Origin of the sequence: Paenibacillus sp. PAMC 26794 (genome assembly GCF_000316035.1) — a bacterium.
Taxonomy (GTDB): domain Bacteria; phylum Bacillota; class Bacilli; order Paenibacillales; family Paenibacillaceae; genus Paenibacillus.
Genome location: NZ_ANHX01000052.1, coordinates 39,840 through 59,412, shown reverse-complemented (window position 1 = coordinate 59,412; position 19,573 = coordinate 39,840). Strand labels below are relative to the sequence as shown.

At 44.2% G+C, this 19,573-nt stretch carries 18 protein-coding genes and 1 pseudogene; 13 read left to right on the top strand and 6 right to left on the bottom strand.

From position 1 onward, the window contains the following. Window positions 1-141 precede the first annotated feature (141 nt). The 7 genes from D829_RS0118660 to D829_RS31475 all read left to right on the top strand — a co-directional run bounded on the left by D829_RS0118660 (window position 142) and on the right by D829_RS31475 (window position 4,786). Entirely contained in the window at window positions 142-822 is a 681-nt protein-coding gene (locus D829_RS0118660; RefSeq protein WP_017690441.1) for a WXG100 family type VII secretion target, read from the top strand. Next, window positions 819-1,175, top strand: coding sequence for a hypothetical protein (locus tag D829_RS31485; protein ID WP_017690440.1), 357 nt, complete (start codon window positions 819-821; stop codon window positions 1,173-1,175). The genes D829_RS0118660 and D829_RS31485 overlap by 4 nt, the downstream gene beginning before the upstream one ends. Before the next feature lie 8 nt (window positions 1,176-1,183). Next, complete coding sequence (locus D829_RS0118650) at window positions 1,184-1,687, top strand: hypothetical protein (RefSeq protein ID WP_346773283.1); 504 nt, start codon at window positions 1,184-1,186, stop codon at window positions 1,685-1,687. 228 nt (window positions 1,688-1,915) lie between these two features. Beyond that, window positions 1,916-2,242: a nucleoside triphosphate pyrophosphohydrolase gene (locus D829_RS0118645; RefSeq protein WP_017690438.1), complete on the top strand. Its 327-nt coding sequence runs from the start codon at window positions 1,916-1,918 to the stop codon at window positions 2,240-2,242. Next, complete coding sequence (locus tag D829_RS31480) at window positions 2,226-3,386, top strand: DEAD/DEAH box helicase family protein (RefSeq protein ID WP_051154017.1); 1,161 nt, start codon at window positions 2,226-2,228, stop codon at window positions 3,384-3,386. The genes D829_RS0118645 and D829_RS31480 overlap by 17 nt, the downstream gene beginning before the upstream one ends. A gap of 13 nt (window positions 3,387-3,399) precedes the next feature. Then, the gene (locus tag D829_RS34080; protein ID WP_051154015.1) at window positions 3,400-3,684 is read left to right on the top strand and encodes a hypothetical protein; all 285 of its coding nucleotides are present in this window, start codon (window positions 3,400-3,402) and stop codon (window positions 3,682-3,684) included. Between the two features lie 742 nt (window positions 3,685-4,426). After that, window positions 4,427-4,786, top strand: a complete 360-nt coding sequence (locus tag D829_RS31475) for a hypothetical protein (RefSeq protein ID WP_017690437.1) — start codon at window positions 4,427-4,429, stop codon at window positions 4,784-4,786. Window positions 4,787-4,810: 24 nt separating this feature from the next. On the opposite strand, the gene D829_RS0118630 is transcribed toward D829_RS31475, so the two are convergent. Beyond that, window positions 4,811-5,866: a matrixin family metalloprotease gene (locus tag D829_RS0118630; protein WP_017690436.1), complete on the bottom strand. Its 1,056-nt coding sequence runs from the start codon at window positions 5,864-5,866 to the stop codon at window positions 4,811-4,813. Between the two features lie 837 nt (window positions 5,867-6,703). Between D829_RS0118630 and D829_RS0118620 the strand changes: the two genes are divergently transcribed. After that, window positions 6,704-7,012 (top strand): nucleoside triphosphate pyrophosphohydrolase, encoded by a 309-nt coding sequence (locus tag D829_RS0118620; protein WP_017690434.1) that lies wholly within the window; start codon window positions 6,704-6,706, stop codon window positions 7,010-7,012. After that, window positions 6,996-9,439 (top strand): annotated as a pseudogene (locus D829_RS32525) (DEAD/DEAH box helicase family protein). Before D829_RS0118620 ends, D829_RS32525 begins: the two are co-directional and overlap by 17 nt. A gap of 99 nt (window positions 9,440-9,538) precedes the next feature. Here the strand turns inward: D829_RS32525 and D829_RS0118610 are convergent. Genes D829_RS0118610 through D829_RS0118595 form a run of 4 tightly spaced genes read right to left on the bottom strand, consistent with a single transcriptional unit; the run spans window position 9,539 to window position 13,197 of the window. Continuing rightward, entirely contained in the window at window positions 9,539-10,210 is a 672-nt protein-coding gene (locus D829_RS0118610; protein ID WP_017690432.1) for a metal-dependent hydrolase, read from the bottom strand. After that, entirely contained in the window at window positions 10,210-10,980 is a 771-nt protein-coding gene (locus tag D829_RS0118605; protein WP_017690431.1) for a MerR family transcriptional regulator, read from the bottom strand. The genes D829_RS0118610 and D829_RS0118605 overlap by 1 nt, the downstream gene beginning before the upstream one ends. Beyond that, window positions 10,955-11,881 (bottom strand): DUF2268 domain-containing protein, encoded by a 927-nt coding sequence (locus D829_RS0118600; protein ID WP_017690430.1) that lies wholly within the window; start codon window positions 11,879-11,881, stop codon window positions 10,955-10,957. Before D829_RS0118600 ends, D829_RS0118605 begins: the two co-directional genes overlap by 26 nt. A gap of 59 nt (window positions 11,882-11,940) precedes the next feature. Beyond that, window positions 11,941-13,197 (bottom strand): MFS transporter, encoded by a 1,257-nt coding sequence (locus D829_RS0118595; protein ID WP_017690429.1) that lies wholly within the window; start codon window positions 13,195-13,197, stop codon window positions 11,941-11,943. A gap of 276 nt (window positions 13,198-13,473) precedes the next feature. On the opposite strand from D829_RS0118595, the gene D829_RS0118590 reads away from it, so the two are divergent. After that, entirely contained in the window at window positions 13,474-14,775 is a 1,302-nt protein-coding gene (locus D829_RS0118590; protein WP_017690428.1) for a galactokinase family protein, read from the top strand. Window positions 14,776-14,871: 96 nt separating this feature from the next. On the opposite strand, the gene D829_RS0118585 is transcribed toward D829_RS0118590, so the two are convergent. Continuing rightward, complete coding sequence (locus D829_RS0118585; protein ID WP_017690427.1) at window positions 14,872-15,891, bottom strand: hypothetical protein; 1,020 nt, start codon at window positions 15,889-15,891, stop codon at window positions 14,872-14,874. Window positions 15,892-16,097: 206 nt separating this feature from the next. Between D829_RS0118585 and D829_RS32520 the strand changes: the two genes are divergently transcribed. The 3 genes from D829_RS32520 to D829_RS0118570 are packed head-to-tail and all read left to right on the top strand — an operon-like array spanning window position 16,098 to window position 19,568. Next, window positions 16,098-17,453, top strand: a complete 1,356-nt coding sequence (locus D829_RS32520) for a DUF2399 domain-containing protein (RefSeq protein ID WP_017690426.1) — start codon at window positions 16,098-16,100, stop codon at window positions 17,451-17,453. Beyond that, on the top strand, window positions 17,438-18,862 hold the full coding sequence (locus tag D829_RS0118575) for a hypothetical protein (RefSeq protein ID WP_017690425.1): 1,425 nt from the start codon (window positions 17,438-17,440) through the stop codon (window positions 18,860-18,862). The genes D829_RS32520 and D829_RS0118575 overlap by 16 nt, the downstream gene beginning before the upstream one ends. Window positions 18,863-18,887: 25 nt before the next feature. Beyond that, a complete protein-coding gene (locus D829_RS0118570; protein ID WP_026081276.1) occupies window positions 18,888-19,568 on the top strand; it encodes a hypothetical protein in 681 nt (226 codons plus the stop codon). Window positions 19,569-19,573 lie beyond the last annotated feature (5 nt).

Here is a 19,573-nt window from a genome sequence, read left to right as displayed (position 1 = left end):
TCATATGGAATGGGACTGAAGGGTTATAAGTAATGAAAGTTATTTATTTGGGGAAAGGAAAAATCAGGATGTTAGAGGGATGTATATACATCAAGCTTCTGCTAACATAGTGAAATCCTATTTCTAACAGTGGAGAATGATATGAGTAAAATTAAAGTGACCCCAGAGCAACTGCTGCATGTATCTAAACAGATTGAGCAGGGTAGACAGCAGTTGGAAGAGATACGTAATGACCTGACCGCACGGATCGGATTCATCCAGTCTCAGTGGGCGGGAGCAACGCATGAACGATTTTTCTATGATTTTCACCAGTCACGTCCTGTACTGGATCGAGCACTGGAAAGTATGGTTAAGTCATCCCAAGATCTGTCCGCGATTGCGGAGAGATTCGAACAAGCAGATCAGGAACAGGTGAGCTTGGGAGCCGTTGCTGGACAGATTGCTGCCCATACAATGATGAACCATAATACAGGTAACCCAGAAGAGCAACGACGAATGGTATATAATCCTTTGTTTGGAGTTAACATGCCTGCCAGTGAAGCAGAGGATGGAATGCCAGGGCAAAAAGAGTTTGTTAAGTATTGGGAAAATGGTGGCACCTATGAAGAAATGAGAGCTGGACCGAAGCAACCGGAGTCTGGCGGTGGGGATATATATGATGAACAGATTAGTGCGTTTAAGGAAGGTCGTCATCCCATAACTGGAGAATCCATACCAGCATGGCAAGCAGCAGTTTCTATAGGAGGTTTACAGCTGCTAAGCTCGTGTTGGCTTTTACAGGAACGTATAATAAGGGGTATAAGGTTCCGACTGGAGGATTGAAGTTTCCAAAGTCTAAGCTAGATAACTTGAATGGTGTAAACCCTGTGATATTTAACAGAGATACCGTTATTAGTTCTGCTACTGCTCCCAAAAAAGGTGGAGAAACCGTTGTAGGACATGCTTTGCAGAAACATGCAGGGCGAAACCCAGAGATATGGGGAAGAGTTAGAGGTGGGCCTGAACAAATTAATCAAGTAGCTCAAAAGCATTTACAGGATATACTTGATGCTCCAGATGAATTTAAGAAAATCACAAATAATAGAGGTATTACTTTCCTCGAAAAGAATTTACCTGATTGTCGCGGAGCAAGGCTTAACCAAGATGGTTCATTCAAAGGATTTATCGATCAATGATGGAGGTTGTGAATTTGGAAAGTTTAGAAATCATTTTAATTGATTTTAACAAAAATAATCTGGATCAATTCATTAAAAATGATTTGAACATTCAGGTGGATCGGATCAAAAGTTCTCACTTTTATGATAACCGTAGTGAAAACGATATTGAATTTCAGCAAATAGAGAGCTTTGAAGAGATTTTTTCTCCTAAGGGATCAGGGAATCTTTTATTGTCTGAGCTTAGCTTGGGTCATACCTTTAACGATGTGATGATTGTATTTTCATTCGATGAGGAATTTGGAGATCTTGTAATTAATTTTCCTGAAGAGGAATTGTTCAGCGGAGAAAATTCAGAAACAAAGTTAAAAGCTCAGAAATTAATAGAGTATATTCTTGATACTAAGAACAAGTATTCAATTGAGAAGGTTAGAATCGGATATGAACCAGCTATGGATGATGACACTTGCTTGGTCGAAATTAATAAAGAAACAATGGATACGAATTCGATCGTTGCAAAACTATTGGGATAGAATCCTTCTGATCCACAGTTGGATGCCAAACAATTAGACATTACGTATATTCAAATGCCCATTTCAACTCGAATACGAGTAGTCATGGGTTATTTTTATCTCCTCATTCCATCCCAACCACTTTATAAAATCCACCCATCCCTCCCCATAGCAAATGGTATAATGGCAAAAAGGGAGATTCTGGCGCATAGCCCGAAGGCCCTCACAGCAGAAAGGATGTTATACCACATGCCTAAATACAACAAATTGGTGCGGGACAAGATTCCGCATATTATCACTTCCAGTGGCAAGGAATGCCGCACACGCATTCTGGATCCGGAGGAATATAAGCAAGAATTAAGAACAAAGCTGCAAGAAGAATCGGAAGAATACATGAGTGCAGTAAGCGATCAGGAAGCATTGGAAGAACTAGCCGACATGCTGGAGGTCATCCGGGCGCTGGCGGAGGCGCATGGTGCGAATGCGGCCCAGCTGGATAAGCTTCGAGCAGACAAAGCTGAGGAGCGTGGTGGATTCCAGGAACGGGTGTATCTGATCGATGTCGACGAAGCTTAACGTTAAACTCATTACAGATAACTTGGCAGATGAACTCATTACCCGGATGCAGCATGCGTCCGGGATTTATATTATGACGTCATTTATTATGCAGTCTGGGGTGAAACTACTTTCCCCTCACTTGAAGCGGGCGGCAGAACGTGGGGCCGAGGTGCGGATGCTCGCGGGAGATTATCTGTACATAACACAGCCAGAAGGATTGCGGGCGCTGTGTGAGGTTGATCCCCGAATTGAGACACGGCTGTGGCGAAGTATGGGCACTTCTTTTCACCCGAAAGCGTATCTGTTCGATCATGACGACGGGGAAGGACTGCTGATTGTCGGTTCATCGAACTTTTCGTTCACTGCGCTGAGGACGGGATATGAATGGAATCTGGCGATGAATGCGGAGGCGGAGCCGTATACGTTCCAGTCGGCTTTGGATAAATTCATGCAGAGCTTCTACCACGAGACAACCTTGCCGGTGAACCCAGATTCGATTGCGCTGTATGAGGAAGAGTACCGAAAGTATCACCAGAAGAACCCGGAGATGATCCAGCGGATCACGGAGATGGAAGAAGCGGAATTTGGCACAGGTCTACCTGAGGACAAAGAGGAAGAAACCGCCGCCGAGCTGTCGCTTGCCCCGATCCAGCCGCGCTTTGCGCAATTGGATGCCCTCGAAGCACTTCATGGCACGATGGAGGAACAGTACGACAAGGCAATGGTCGTCATGGCGACAGGGCTTGGCAAAACGTATCTGGCGGGTTTCTTCGCGCAGCGGTTCAAGCGGGTGTTATTTGTGGCGCATCGGGAAGAGATTCTGTTCCAGGCGAAGAAGTCTTTTCAACGGATCATACCGGAGCGAAGTCATGGGATCTATAACGGGCAGTATAAGGATGGGGCAGCGGACTGTGTTTACGCTTCGATCTTTACGCTGAGTATGCAGAAGCACCGGGATGGTTTTGCGTTGGATGCCTTTGATCTGATCGTGGTGGACGAATTCCATCATGCGGCGGCGAAGACGTATATGTCGGTGATTGAGCATTTTCAGCCTAAGTTCTTGCTGGGCGTTACGGCGACCCCGGCTGGCGCCATTTCAATATTATGGGGTATTCGACGACACGGATTATTCGCAGATTCGCTGGATCGGCACGAAGTATGATGAAGAACAGCTCATGAACGTCCAACTTCAAGAGGAACATGTGGAAACGATCTATACAGCCGAAGGAAAGTCACACTGTGTTATCATCGACCTGATCGGGAATTACCGCAATGCAGATGTGAAGCTTAGCCTGCTGGATGGCATTCATTTGGATACCCGAGTGGTGAATCTGCTTCAGGAGTTAAGCCGCAAGCGGATGCCACGCCGCGAGAAATTGCATCAGGATTTTCTGGGCGTCAAACAAGAACTTGGACGCCTCCCGACTTATATCAAGGGACAAGAACATTGTTCCATTTAAAGTCGCTATTACAGCGGCTTTTTTTGATTTAAGGAACCAAGTTCTTGTCCCAAGCTGAGGACAAGAACATTGTGTCATTGCAGATTAGATTGTTACCTAGTTAATATAATGTCAGAGCTAATGTGATGAGATAAAAGCACAAATCTCTGAAGATAAAATCTCCGTTTCACTGTTTAAAATAGTGGACTTTAGAGCGTGATATTTAATCTGTTCCAGTAAACCAACGAACAGGTTAGCTTACTTTAATACAAATGAAGAGCGATTAGAACTTGTACGGATTGCCGGAAAGGCAAAAATATAATCTGATTAACGAATTTCTAATTTAAAGTTTCTAAGGATGAAATCTATAATTTTGTTCCTGAAGTTGCAGATCTTTATTTATACTATCGCATTTCAGCATAATCAAAGTATTCTGATGAATTCAGCAAATACTTTTTACATGTAGAGCTTATCGTAATCAAAGACAGAACGTTTTTTAGATGGATTTAGGTAAAGTATATGACATCTGGTTACGGGCTACCGCCGCTTCGCAGGCGCTTCTTCCAAGTTTTTTTTAACTTTCCTACGACCATACTTCTGACATAAATGATAATTTACAGAATTTCATGATGAATTACACAGCATAGTGTGGACAATAAAAAACATTATTGGTAATATTATGTACATATTTGCGCTTTAAATTCTTGCTGTTCGAATTTTCCGGATTATGAGATAACAACATTTTGTAGTGGGAGGTTTTTTTATGAGAAGGACTTTTGTATTCATTCTGACTTCAATGTTGTTACTTGTGGCATGCTCAAACTCAGGTCATAATGAACTTCAAAGTTGGGCATTTGATGTCGTAACTTGGGAGAATGGGATTTACAAGGTGACAACTGAAACTGTTACTACAACTGATGTGGAAATCGAAATTGGAACAATTAAAAAATACTCTACAAATGAAAGTAATAAATTACCGAATCTGTTCTCCAACAAGTATAAAAAAGGGACAAAATTATTTAAAGTAAAAAATGTAGAGACAGACGATTATATTGCAGTAAAAGATAATGAGACTTACTATAGAGCAGTAAAGATGGATGGAATGAATACAGCGGCCAATTAAGGCCGCTGTATTCATTCCATCATTTTAATGTGTAGATTCCTCTATAAGTGTCAATTCAGAGATGATCTTAAGACTTTGTAAATTTATAAGCTGCTCATTAGTTCCCACTTTAAAAATACTCACATCCTCATTGATTGGAATATACTCATTGTCGCCAATTTTCTTTAAATAGAGAATTACACTATCATTTTCAACAAGAGGAGTTGTTCCATGATATTTGACTACAACATTTTTATCTTCACCACCCATTTGATAGAGTGTGACTTTTTGGTTGAGTAAAGCAGAATCACCCTTTAGAACTTTTTGGATGTTTATTTCGGACTTTTGCTTATAATCATAAAAATTCTCACCCGTTACAACTGTACCGTTTTGGGCTGTTACTTTTGCCTTAACAACCAGATCAGCATCCCTTGTAAGATCTTTTAGATTGAGATACCACTTGCTCCACGATACATCAAGATTAACTAGTTCTTTGCCTTCTACAAAGTCATTTTCGTTCAAAATGGATTGTTCTGACGTTAAACTATTGTTGTTGTAAATACTGTTTACGGAGTTTTCATCTCCAATTCCCGGGAAATATTGAAGACGAGCAAACTTCCCATCTGATAAAAAAGTTGCTGGAACCATTACGGATAATGTTCTTTCTGGTGCATGTGCCAAACCTAAAGCATGACCTAATTCATGCGTTGCAATACTTTGAATTGCATTATCTGTACTGATGTACTCGAACTGTGAAGTATAGAAATCATTCACCCAAACTTTAACAGATTTAAAAGTCTTGTTAGCATTATAGACAGGTTCCATAATTCCATCCCATGTAGCATTAGCAACCGTCTTATTTCCTGCTGTAAAATTAGAATTGGTTCCAGACGAAAAGTTAACTACTGTGGCATCATTCCATTCTTTTGCTCCAGTAGTCCATAGACGTTTAAAGACTGTATTTGATCCATCATTCTGATACGTAATATTCTTACTGCTCCATTTATAACCTAACTTTGGTGTATCTGCAGCAAACACTGAACTAGCAAATGACATAGTAAGAGATGATACAAGTAGTATTGATAAAATTTTTTTCTTCAAAAATAATTCCTCCTAAGTATTATTTAAATTATAAAGTTGTATTCAATGAAATTTTTTATTGCGTTTGCTAGAACCTTACATCTTTTAAAAACTATCCTCCTTTGCTTGTTTATAAACCAACTATATTTGGGATATACTTGAAATTCAATACAAATTAATCCATAAAGATTAAAATGATCCTTTAGGTAATTTTTTAGACAATATAAATCAAATATCGACATTGTATTTCTTCCTGAATTTGTCGTTTTATAAGGTTTTTAGATAAATCAAATTTCATTGAACATTGGAAAATATTAGGTATATAATGGGTTAAAAATAGAATGAATAGGTATTTTTCGTGAGTGAATTTACAAATCCAAGACATAACTAACTTAGATTATCTAGTGCAAACGCTTGAGTTGGTATATCGGACTGAACAAATGGAACGAGTAGTACATATATCTGACCACTTATATTCTTGCACAAACGAAGTATACAAGCAGGCTCAATTCCTAGAAGCCAAAAACAAGAAAAAGCGTCTCACAATCAATAGGCCACTTGTTTATTACTTCGGAAAATCTCACTTATTGAAAGGTCTAGCCCTGTAAAAGTTAGAACGGTATCAGGAATTACTAGAATGTATTGACAAATACTAGGAACTGGGTTGGGTTAACAGACTTGACGCAGGAGGGCTTGAAGTAGTAAATGACTTCCGGAATTTCGCTAAAGCTAATCGATATGCGGTCCATATTTTAATGGGGGATAAGGAAGTGCTTGAAGAATATATTACGTTTCTATTAGACCATCCGGAAGAAATTATTCCAGAGTGCATTACGATCCTAGAGGCCGCTATCGCACATGGCTGGCAAATTGATGAGTACCTTGAGAAGATACTTTCATACAATGAACCCTACACGGATTCTGGACCTGGAGGAATATAAGCAAGAACTAAGAACAAAGCTGCAAGAGGAATCGGAAGAATACATGAGTGCAGGGAGCGATCAGGAAGCGCTAGAAGAACTGGCCGACATGCTCGAAGTGATCCGGGCGCTGGCGAAGGTGCATGGAGCGAATGCGGCGCAGTTGGATAAGCTACGGGCGGACAAAGCCGAGGCGCGCGGTGGATTCCAGGAGCGGGTGTATCTGATCGATGTCGACGAAGCTTAACGTTAAACTCATTACAGATAACTTGGCAGACGAACTGATTGCCCGGATGCAGCATGCATCCGGGATTTATATTATGACGTCCTTTATTATGCAGTCCGGGGTGAAACTGCTGGCCCCGCACTTAAAGCGGGCGGCTGAGCGTGGGGCAGAAGTACGGATGCTCGCAGGAGATTATCTGTACATAACACAGCCAGAAGGATTGCGGGCGCTGTGTAAGGTTGATCCACGAATCGAGACACGGCTGTGGCGAAGTATGGGCACTTCTTTTCACCCGAAAGCGTATCTGTTCGATCACGACAACGGGGAAGGCTGCTGATCGTCGGCTCTTCGAACTTTTCGTTCACGGCGCTGAAAACGGGGTATGAATGGAATCTCGCGATGAATGCGGAAGCGGAGCCGTATACGTTCCAATCAGCTTTGGACAAGTTCATGCAGAGCTTCTACCACGAGACAACATTGCCCGTGAACCCGGATTCGATTGAACTGTATGAGGAAGAGTATCGCAAATATCACCAGAAGAACCCGGAGATGATCCAGCGCATCACGGAGATGGAAGAAGCGGAGTTTGGGACGGGTCTGCCAGAGGACAAAGAGGAAGAAACCGCCGAGCTGTCGCTGGTGCCGATTCAACCGCGCTTAGCGCAGTTGGATACCCTCGAAGCACTTCATGGCACGATGGAGGAGCAGTACGACAAGGCGATGGTCGTCATGGCGACCGGGCTTGGCAAAACGTATCTGGCGGGTTTCTTTGCCCAGAGGTTCCAGCGGGTGTTGTTTGTGGCGCATCGGGAAGAGATTCTGTTCCAGGCGAAGAAGTCTTTTCAACGGATCATGCCGGAGCGCAGTCATGGGATCTATAACGGACAGTACAAGGATGGGGCGGCGGATTGTGTGTATGCTTCGATCTTTACGCTGAGTATGCAGAAGCACCGGGATGAGTTTGCGATGGATGCATTTGATCTGATCGTGGTGGACGAATTCCATCATGCGGCGGCGAAGACGTATATGTCGGTGATTGAGCATTTTCAGCCGAAGTTCCTGCTGGGCATCACGGCGACCCCGGATCGACTGGATGGCAAAGATGTGTATGCGCTCTGTGATGGGAATGTGGCGTACCAGATGCATTTTATTGAAGCTATCCGGCGAGGTTGGCTGGCGCCATTTCAATATTACGGAGTATTCGACGATACGGACTATTCGCAGATCCGCTGGATCGGGACAAAGTATGATGAAGAACAGCTCATGGCTGTTCAGTTACAAGAGGAGCATGTGGAGACAATTTATGCGGCCTGGCGGCGGCACAAGCAGACGAGAACGATTGGCTTTTGCTCTTCGATCCGGCAGGCTGATTATTTGGCTGCGTATTTTCGCAGTCAGGGCGTGAAGGTACTCAGTCTGCATTCGCGCACATCGGAGATGTCGCGGGAGGAAGCTATCCGGCAGCTTGATACAGGTGAACTGGAGATTGTGCTGACGGTGGATCTGTTCAACGAAGGGACGGATATTCCACGTGTGGATACGCTATTGTTCGTGCGTCCAACCGAGTCGCTCACCGTGTTCACCCAGCAGGTGGGCCGTGGTCTTCGGCTGGCGGAGGGCAAATCACATTGTGTCATCATCGACCTGATCGGAAACTACCGGAATGCGGATGTGAAGCTGAGTCTGCTGGATGTACGCGGTGACGAGGAACGAAGCGGAAAAGTGATGGATTCGGCTGTACCTGAAGTTCCAGACAACTGCGGCGTTCATCTGGAGACACGAGTGGTGAATTTGCTTCAGGAGTTAAGCCGCAAACGGTTACCGCGCCGTGAGAAGCTTCATCAGGATTTTCTGAGTGTGAAGCGAGAACTAGGGCGTATTCCGACGTATCTGGAGCTGCACCTAATGGGACGTTCGAAGAGTATCGGGTACCGGAACGAATTTGGCTCCTATGTTGGATTTCTTTATTGGGCGGAGCTGCTGTCCCCGGCTGAGGGAGAGGTGTACGTTCGGCATGAGGCGTGGCTGCGTGATGTGGAGAAGACACTCATGAACAAAAGCTACAAAATGATCGTGCTGCTATACATGCTGGAGTGAGGCGAAGCGCGCTGGATGGACCCGATCACACCAGGAGAGATGGCAAGGTTCTTCCATACGTACCTGACGGAGAAGGAATACCGGAAACGGAAAGACTTTTCGGACAAAGGCAAACTTGCGCTATGGGAATGGAATGAGAAGACGGCAACACGGATTGAGAAACTGATTATCGACATGCCGATGTCAATGTGGAGCGGGGCGAAGGGCAGTATGACGCGATTCGAGGATGGCCTGTTTTCGCTGAATTTTCAGGTGCGGGATGCGGAGGAAAAGGCGTTGCTGTATCGCTGGACGAAAGAGACTTGTTTGTATCGGTTGCACGTATATTTCGAGCGGGGGACAGGGAAGTAGAGAAGAAGCTGTGGCGATTCCAATTTGGACCGCTACAGCTTTTTTATTACATTTAGACCTTCAAATTGAGTCTTGAGATGTTCATTAATAATTGTGCGGTTATTTTGTCACTGTGAAATAATTTCCCTTGCCGGAAATAATAGTGAGTTCATCAATTCTTACGTAATAGTTCCAGTGATATGGGGTGTTATCTGGATAGACAATAATATATTGCGGGTCATTGACGGAGTAACGTTGTTGCAAAGAGTAGTTTATTATTGCATTGGAAATTCCTAAGCTTACAACAAATGAAGCTGCTAGTACTAATGAAACTATTGCAATGGGTTTAACTTTTTTATAAATTAATGTGATCACAGTGGCAATGGCTAACAACGCAGAAATGATGAGTTCATTATTTGATCCCAAGATCGCGAAATTCTGTTCTTGGTTCGTAAAAGGATAGAACAAATTGATTCCATTACCGAGAAGGTCTATAAGAAGATGCCCGATGAATAATGTGGCGATCGTACTTATCCATGCCCAGAAGAACCGAACGTTTAAGGTTTTATAGATGATCCAGCCATATGCAGCTCCAATTAAGGGAACCATAGCAAGAGAATGTAACAATATATCACCAAAGTACTTAGTGATGTCAGGAGTGATAGCAATAATACAACCCAAAACAATAGTAATTATATAGTCTTTAGTAAGAGATAACCGCTTATTTAGAAAAAGTAATAGAATCGTTCCGCCCGTAATCAAGTGTATAGCCATATGAAGAAACATTTGCATCAAGTTACCTCCCAACCCTCCACATAAACCATAATCGCTTGATACAAAAACCTCAAAAAATCCTCATCACCAAACTGATCAAAATAACCCGCATAGCGACGATCCGTCGTATAGGCTTCAGCAATACATCTCAGAATCTCAATATCACAGACCATAAACTGCTCCAGACAACTCTTCCATTCACACACTAACGCTTGTACCTCACCAGAAGCAGGAGACAGATCCTGATGTCTCGCCAACGCATGAAATACCTGCTCCATGTTGACCGAGAACTGCTGGTAGGCTTTTTCTTGTTCTTCCGCAGACAGCTCGCTCACATTAGCTTCGAATTCCTGATATTTCTCGGTATCTCCATATACAAACTTCGCCTCGGATTCATATTGTTCTTGGATGGGCAGAATGGAAGAGTCGTCAAATAGATTAAGATGAGAGATATCCGTCCCATCCACATACTCGTCCAATTGGTCGATGATGGTTTCGAGCTTTTGTTTTCTTTGAACGAGTGTACTGCGATGCTCTCTTAGGATATCTTTTTGTTCACCTTTCGAAAGTTGCATCATGGCTGCAATGTCTTTCAAGGAGAAATTCATTTCTTTGAACAACAGAATCATCTGCAAATTTCCCAGTGCCTCTTGATCGTAATACCGATAACCATTGTCCTCGACTTTACTCGGTTTCAATAGATCCGTTTTATCGTAATAATGTAATGCGCGTTTGGTGATGCCTGTAATCTGAATGATATCTTTAATGGAGAAATAGGGTGTCTTCATTCCAAAATTCCTTTGTTTCAGCAAGGATAACACTTGCCGGAGTGATGGTTGCTTGGGTGATCGGTGTACCTGTTTTGTTCAGATAATATTGGATTAAGTGATAACCGCAGGCATAGCCAGCCGCATAGGGCATACCTACGGGCGTGAAGTTTTGCAATCTTGCAAGTTCATCGCCGTATAAATACGGATTGATCTGGTCAAAACCGGTGACATGCAGCTGGTCTTTCATTTTTGGCTTGATAACGTTATTCAAAGTCTCCAGTTCCGTTTTGGCTACCCATGGGCCTAGCAACTCTTCTCCATACAGGGATGTTGCAAAGCTCTCGGCCAACCCCTCGCTAACCACCATCTCCCCAAGCGTAATCTGTGGACTCCACTGGATATATTGATATCTCACATTATGATTGCATTCATGGGCTAACACGGATTGCATACGAGGTAGAGTATACCCATTGGGGATCAGGTTCGCAATAATATAACCCGGGATTCCACCATCTCCGCTGATGCCTTCGTTCATGGTGAGTGAAGGACTGTTCTTGTCGCCTAATAAAATCGTATATAGATATTCGGAGACCGATAGCTCAATCCCGTGATCTGTAAAGGTGGATAGACTCGTACAAACAGCTTCATGACACTGTTGCCAAAATGTTTCAGACGAGATCGCTGCTAACGATTCGTTAATCTCAGGTGTGATATCTGCGGGAGCGATATTCATAAAGTTATTCATCATAATTACATCGAAGCCATTAGGTTCGCTTGATCGAAAAGGAATCTGTTGAATGTTCCATTTGTTCATGAGTGGACTCATCATTCGCTCGCGGTATAACTCCAATTTCTCATCGGGTGCAGCCTGGATGATCTCCTCATAGATTTGATCTGAACGTAACGCGGTAATCTTCATCCTTAATCTCTCCTTCATGTAAGCTTGAGATCATTATCAAGTATGACCTTACGTAACAGTCAAGCGTTGATGTTACGCTGCTGGCTCTCTGAATGATTCTGCATCTTCATTGCGAATATCAGAGCAGACAGGAGATAGATCAGGCTTAACAAGAGATAAGGGAGTTGCAGCGAGAATACGCGATCAAGAGTCGTTTCACTAACCCGCACCAATAATCCGCCGAGAAGTGTACCGATGGCACTGATCCCAAAGGACAAAAAGCGAAACACACTTCCGACCCGGCCAAGCATCTCATTAGGAACGGAACGTTGCAGGATGGAGGAACGGGTAACATTGTAGACAATAATGAAAAATGCAGCACAGAAGTACAGTCCGCCTACCATATATGCATTTGTAGTAAGACCCACCACACCGTAGATGATTCCCATGCACAAAATGGAGGAGATAATCAATTGTTTTGTACTCCATCGCTTACGCATATAAGCAACAGCCTGGCTCCCTACAATGCTGCCGATCGTTGCAATGGAGATGAGAATACCGAATGCAAAAGCATCCAACTGAAGCACATCTCGTACAAAAAAGATCTGAGTAGCCAGGATAATCGAATACATCAGCGTAATGGTGACAGATAGAATGGCTAATCCGCGGAGAAAACGATCATGATAGACATATTGAATACCGGACCACATCTCGCGTTTCCAATTCTTCATTGGGCGAACTTCCTTCTTGGTTGCTTCCGTATCCCCTGGATAGAAGTTTCCCTTCAAACTAATTAAAAAGAACAGAGCAATAACAGCCGTTACGGCGTCTATGGCAAAAGGAAAAACAATATGCAGGGTGATGATGAACCCTCCCAGAGCAACGCCCAGAATATCACTCGTGATTAACTGTCCGGCGGTGAACTGCCCATTCGCTTTCTCCAACTTACTCTCATCTACCAGTTGAGGGATGACCGTCTGCACCGTACTGTCGAATACGACTCGGCTCAGGCCAATCCCAAACATGAACAGAGCCAGAATTGGGATGCTCACCCATCCTCCCCAGATGCACAATGTCAGGACAAGGAGAAGGATCATTCTCGCAAAGCCTGCCCCAATCAGCATATGTTTGCGTGAGTATCGGTCGATGAGAACACCCACGGGCAGACTGAATAGTAGCCAGGGTAAACGAAGTGCCGTCATGGTGACAGAGGCATACAACGTATCGCTTGTAAGTGTTGATATGAGCCAAGGAACCGCGGCAAGCGTAAGTCCATCACCCAAAAATGTAAGCGAAAATGCACCGAATAACTTGGTATAGTTCGAATTGATTTTCATCGTTCCCTCCACCAATAAGATGTATAGCGTAGCAACATTGAGGTTGGAAAATAATGTGTTTTCACTTAAACCAAATTTAAGTTATTACAAAATGGTTTTCAATCCTATTTTTACATTAAATAACTTCACAAAACGCTTACAAACTTTCAATTCTACCCTACCTTTTCCGCTACGAAGCTGAGATAATGGGAGAGGAATAAGGTATGAAACAGACGCGACAACCATGTTCACCAACAGTCTAAAAATAAAAGCTGCATATCCATAGGAGGATTATTAATGACGACACAACCATTGAATCTGATCCAATCCACGGAGGGCCAAGCGTTGCTTGCCCAAATGTATGGACAATCACAAGTAGAGGAACAGACTGCACGTTACACGAAGCTGAACGCAACGTTCGAAGAGTACTTTGGCGCGCAAGAGGGAAGCAAGTTGTTCAGCGCGGCAGGACGCAGCGAGATTGGCGGTAATCACACGGATCATAACCATGGTAAAGTACTGGCGGGCAGCATTACGTTGGATACGATTGCAGTGGCAGCACCAACTGCGGATTCGGTTATTACGTTTTACTCAGAAGGTTATGACAAGAAATATGTAATCGATCTCACGGATCTCACGCCAAATACGGAAGACGATGGCACAACAGCATTGATTCGTGGTATGGCTGCGGGATTTGGAGAATTCGGATATAAGGTAGGCGGTTTCCAGGCGTATCTCTCAAGTAACGTGTTCTCGGCATCAGGAGTGAGTTCCTCGGCGTCATTCGAGATGCTGATCTGTACGATTTTGAATCATTTCTATAATGACGGAGCACTGGATGTTGTAACCTTGGCCAAAATCGGTCAGTATGCGGAGAATCATTATTGGAACAAACCTTCCGGTCTGCTGGATCAGATGGCTTGTGCGTACGGTGGACTGATTGCCATTGATTTTGAAAATCCTGCACAGCCGGTTATCGAGCCTGTTCAATGGGATTTCCAACAAAACGGTTACTCATTGGTCATTGTGAATACGGGCGGTAACCACGCTGATCTGACGGAAGATTACGCTGCTGTGCCATATGAGATGAGAGCGGTTGCTCAAGCGCTCGGCAGTGAGTATGTTCGGGAAATTACAGCTGACGCAATCTACGCCAACCTCAAGAAGGTTCGTGAAGCGGCTGGGGATCGTGCCGTGCTACGTGCGCTTCATTTCCTGGAGGAAAACAATCGTGTCGATGGTCAGGTTCAGGCGTTGCGTGATGGACGTTTTGCTGATTTCTTGAAACTGATTACGGCGTCCGGTAACTCGTCATGGAAGTGGTTGCAGAATGTATATCAGAGTGGTGCTGTGAAGGAACAGGAGATTGGCATTGCGCTGGCACTGACTGAGAATTATCTGCAAAACCTGGGTGATGGCGCTTGTCGTATTCATGGTGGCGGATTCGCAGGGGTTATTCTTACAATTCTTCCGAATGAAAAAGTAGAAGAGTATATGTCCTGGATGCATGATATGTTGGACACGCCAATTATTGTCGTTAATGTGCGTGCACAAGGCGCAGTATGCTTGAATGCATTGGTGGATAGTGTGAACCCATAGGAACGTAGAGAACGGATCATATGTATAAAAAAGCGGTTATCGGCCTGGGTTAGCTCAGGATGGATAACCGCTATTTGTCATTCAAGCTAGAAGCGATTAATGCAAGAACTGATTAAGTTCTTGTAAAACGTCCTCGACCATAGGCAGCCTGTCCGCAGTGTACACATCAATATCAATGGAGGTAAGCAACGGTAGCAGGACTTGTGCGATATTCGGTAACGTGAGGATTAGACGAGACGGTTTATACTCTCGCTGTAATAGAAGATCAACGAGTTCTTCAATACATTGCTCCGAACTTCGCTTTTTTTCTGCTACAGCAGAGTGGATGATCATGCCTGAGGCTGGCTCGCTGATGATGAGAATTTGCGGAAAATAGGGACGCCCCTTATTACCAACGGCTGTGTGTAGATAGAATAATCCGAATTCCCAGAATGATTCCGGCGGACACGGAAGTCTGCGCAGGCGCGCGAGTTTAATTTCGTCAATCCGTGCAGCCTGTGCTGGTTCTTCTTCTACTACGAGCGGAACGGGCTCAACCCACTGGTCGCTCCAGTTCCATGCTTGCCCGTCGGAGGATCGCTCTGGCACACGTGTGAGAAATAATTGCTGATCTGAATGAAAGAGCTGATCCGGGTCTGACTGTACGGATGAGGCTACTTCAATGGCCTGCTCAACGCAGGTTGCAAAGAACCGGAGGTCTTTAGCTTCCCGAACAGGGCCAGGTACGAATCCCGGTTCATATCGATGAAAAGTAGGCCAGGCATTACGTCCCCGGTAAGAGAAACCCAGCGCTTTTAGCTGTTTGTACTCCTCACTGGATAGCTCGTCCCGGTTTTCGAAGGACAACAGCAGGCATTGTTGGGTAAAAACGGGATCTTCAACGTTGTTTCCTTGCAGCAGATTAAACAAGTTGTCGAGCCCTTCTGTTCCCAGATAAACAGCCAGTCCATACATCTCGCCTCCGTTGCCCATCACAGTGCAGTAGCCAATCTGTCCCGTTTCCGGGTCCTGGACACCAAAAATATGAGAGCTACTCAGCCATTGCCAGCTTGCTTGTTGCTTGAAACGGTTGCTTGCTTCGTACAATGGACGTGCTTCTTCAATAAGTAATTTCATGAATAGTAATTTCTCCTTTCATAATAAGTGGATAGTGACCGTTAGAGTGAGTCTACCACATCTGTATTCGATTCTATAGTAACGCGGACGCGAGCCGACTACGCCCGAGGGAGAAGAAACCAGTTTATTCAAAATCAGGTTTTATACAGGTCAGCTTATAGCTGATACAATAGAGAATAATCTAGTAAACGAGGATGGAGCGAGCAATGAGAGGATCAGAGCCAATATTGAATTACATAACCAATTATATATTAAAGAAGGGCGAGGAGCTAAGTAAACCAGTTCCAACCCGGACGGAATCTGAGGTTGAAGCGTCGCTTCATGAACTTCACATCATCCGCAAAACGGTTCGGACATTCCGCCATACAGGTACACTTATTCTGGCTCTGGATTTCCCGGAAGAAACTGCAGAGAGCAGGGGCGAAACTGGCTATTCGGAACATACGCTGGCTCCGCCCATACTGCAAGGATGGACGCCGGGCAAGAGGGTGGACATGGATGAAGCAGAAGCATTTGATCTGATGCAACAGGGCTGGGTTATCAAAGAAATTCGATTGAAGCGAGATGGAAAGACGGTAGAGCGTGCCCATTATCGGATGGGATATCGTCTTTTTAACGATATGGAGAGACAGATATTATGTGATCAACAGGTCCAATCTGCTGAACTGGAGAAGTATCAATTACGTGCAGGTAATCTGATGGAACTATACAAAAACAATCAAACCGGAAGGGCAACAGAACTCTTCAAGCTTGTACTTTTGCTGAATGTGAGTCTTCAATGGAACGTCGCTAAACTGCTGGAGAGCGAACACTTCCCTGCTCGTTGGAATCTTGAAAAGAGAATAAAGGGGTTGCATTTCATACGTGCGATTACAGAGATTGCGTTATCTGCTCCTGTCTTTGACTGGAAGGAAGTCGGTTCCCGCTACTATGGAGCAATTGGGGGCTCTAAGGCATTTGATATACATCGGGAGGAATTCCTGTCATGGCTTGAGCATAACTCAGGCACATCTGCTGAATTGTTAGGCATGATTAGTCCTGGGAGAATAACGCCAATGTATTTTGCAGGTGACTTGGAGGGGCAGTGGTCTACCTATAAAGCTGGACCAGTCCATGCGCTGACGGATCTGTCGATTGCCCAGGATCATTACAAAACAAACGCTGAAATATTGTGGCTGGTGGAAAACCGGGCTGTGCTTACCCGAATGGCTGCTGAACCGGATTTCGTAGAGCAAACCAATTCACTCATCGTCTGTGTGGATGGACATATGCGCAGCTCGCACAGAACATTCATTCAACGTTTACTGGAAGAAGATAGGTCAATTAAACAAGCCATTCTATGGAGCGATTATGATGCAGATGGACTTCTAATTACTGGTGAGATGAGCGCTGCTTTGGCTGGTCATGAACTGGTGTTGAAATTCATAGCTCACGATCATCAGGTTTATCAGGATCATGCTGCATTTAAAGCATATATGGACTTACTACTTACGACTACTCATTTAGAACAGGAGCAGGTGCTTGGTAAGCGGGAGGAGTGGAGCAGATGGATCAATCTTTAATCTCTATATTTCAGCATAAGGATTCAGCACCTGAACTTCTTCAGACCATGCGGGATATTTCCTCCTTATCCGGTGTTCTTAGTGATCTGGGGTCACAGAATTTTTTTCAGACGCCCATCGAAATTTTACGATTTTTACGGATTATCCAGTTGGTCAATGAGGCTGCACTGGGGCTGGATGAACCCATTGAGAATGCAAGTACACTCTACTATCGTTATCGAAATAAATATCAGGATGCTGAGCCACCGGAAACCAAGAAAGTAGAACAGATTGTAGCTGTGCTTGTTAAGCATAACTGGATTTCGAAGCAGACTCGTCAGATCAAGATGAGAGATGTGGGCAAGCGAATGATGGACGCCCTGATCCGCTTGGCGAATGACTCCCTGGCCTATTACATGCATGATGATATCGGCAGATCCCTTTTTCAAGCGAGACGGGATGCTGAGCATAGTGAGGCTTATGACGATCACGGTATATCCGGGGGCAATAAAATTGCAAGCATGATCCGTAATGTCGAACATGCACTTCAACTACTGAAGGAAAGGGAGCTCGAACTACTGGCTGATCGCAATGCGCTACCCCAACTGGAAATTATACATCAGCTTATGAGGGAGCTTGAGCAGAAGCTCAGTGAGCGGCTTCATCAGTTTCAGACGCTAGAAGACAGTCTTGTCTTAAGTCATCTCATGCAGCAGGGAACAGCCGTATTAGCAGAAGGAACCCACTTGAGTATAGGCATGATTAACAAGTACTTGAAATTCACAACCATGCAGCAAACGATGTTGTCGTCTACGATTCATCCCGAGAAAGTACGTGAATTTATTGTCAGTATGTATGATCCTCCATTGGATTCTGACACGCCTAATGTGTACCAATTGCTTAGTTTTATGGAACAGAACCAGTATGCTGATGAAGCGATGGATGGTTTATGGGTCCCTGTTAAATTTGCCTCGCCGTTGTCCGGTGTAGCTGTGAGTGAGGCAGTGCAGTATCTGGAGGCATATGAACCAGTTATTGAACCTATAGATATGTCTGATCCGGCTGAATTACAGTATGTAGAAGAAGAAGTATCACTTGAGCAACTAAGTGAATTGATGGGAGATACCGAGTGGTTATTGACCAAATCCATGATTCAGACAGAAGCCATTGAACAATATATGGCTGCTGTGGATGAAGCACCTGTAGAACAGGTTATCATCGAAGCGACATCATCTGAATGGGGCGACGCAATAAATGCGCTGACTGCCATCTCTGCCCTGATCGGTAACAAAACATTGGATATGGAACAGATCAATGCCGTCGCATCAGGTCCACAGTATGCTAAGTTATGGGACTGGATCGAGCCTGATGATCGAAATCAAAGGATAACCAGCCGTAAGCTGCGAAAGGAGAATCAGGATGACAGATGAGCCGACAAATCTCTCTTCTGAAGAGATGAACCAAGAGCAGGGAACCGAAGCTGTAGACAACGTTAACGCTCTTCATGTGATGCAGGCGATCAAAGGTATGCTTACAGAGCAGGAAGAACTGGTGTTTATGAACCTGTTGTTTTCTTCGTCTGCCACAATTCGGGCAGGGAACTTTGGCTTGTCACGCCGAGAGGTTGAGAAACAATTGAATATTACAGGTCAGGAGGCTGCCTTTTATTCGTTTATACAGCGAGTGAATCAGGGCGTAAGCCGTTATTTTCAATTGATCTATGATGAGGATCGGGATCAGGTTGTTGTCATGATGAGAGTTTCTGCGAGGGCAGCTCGAAGCACACTTTCCAAGGAAAGTCTGGCGATATTATTGTTCATGTTCTATCAACAGGAAGTATTGCAGCATGAGTATACACTGTTTGACCAACTCTTGGATGCATTTGGACATGAAACCACCAAGGCCAACCAGCGATTGCTCATGAACCTGGACCCTTTACGGAAAATTGGTGCCCTTGAGGAGTATGATACCCGTTCACCCGAAAAGGCTTATCAATTAACAGCCATAGGTGTACATATGTTTTCCGATTCATTTTTGCGCCGTACAGTCGAGTTCAGTCAATCGAACCAGTTAAATAAAGAAGAAGTCATGAAATTTTTCAAAAGATATAACCTTCAACAGCAAGGAGCGGAATAACAAGA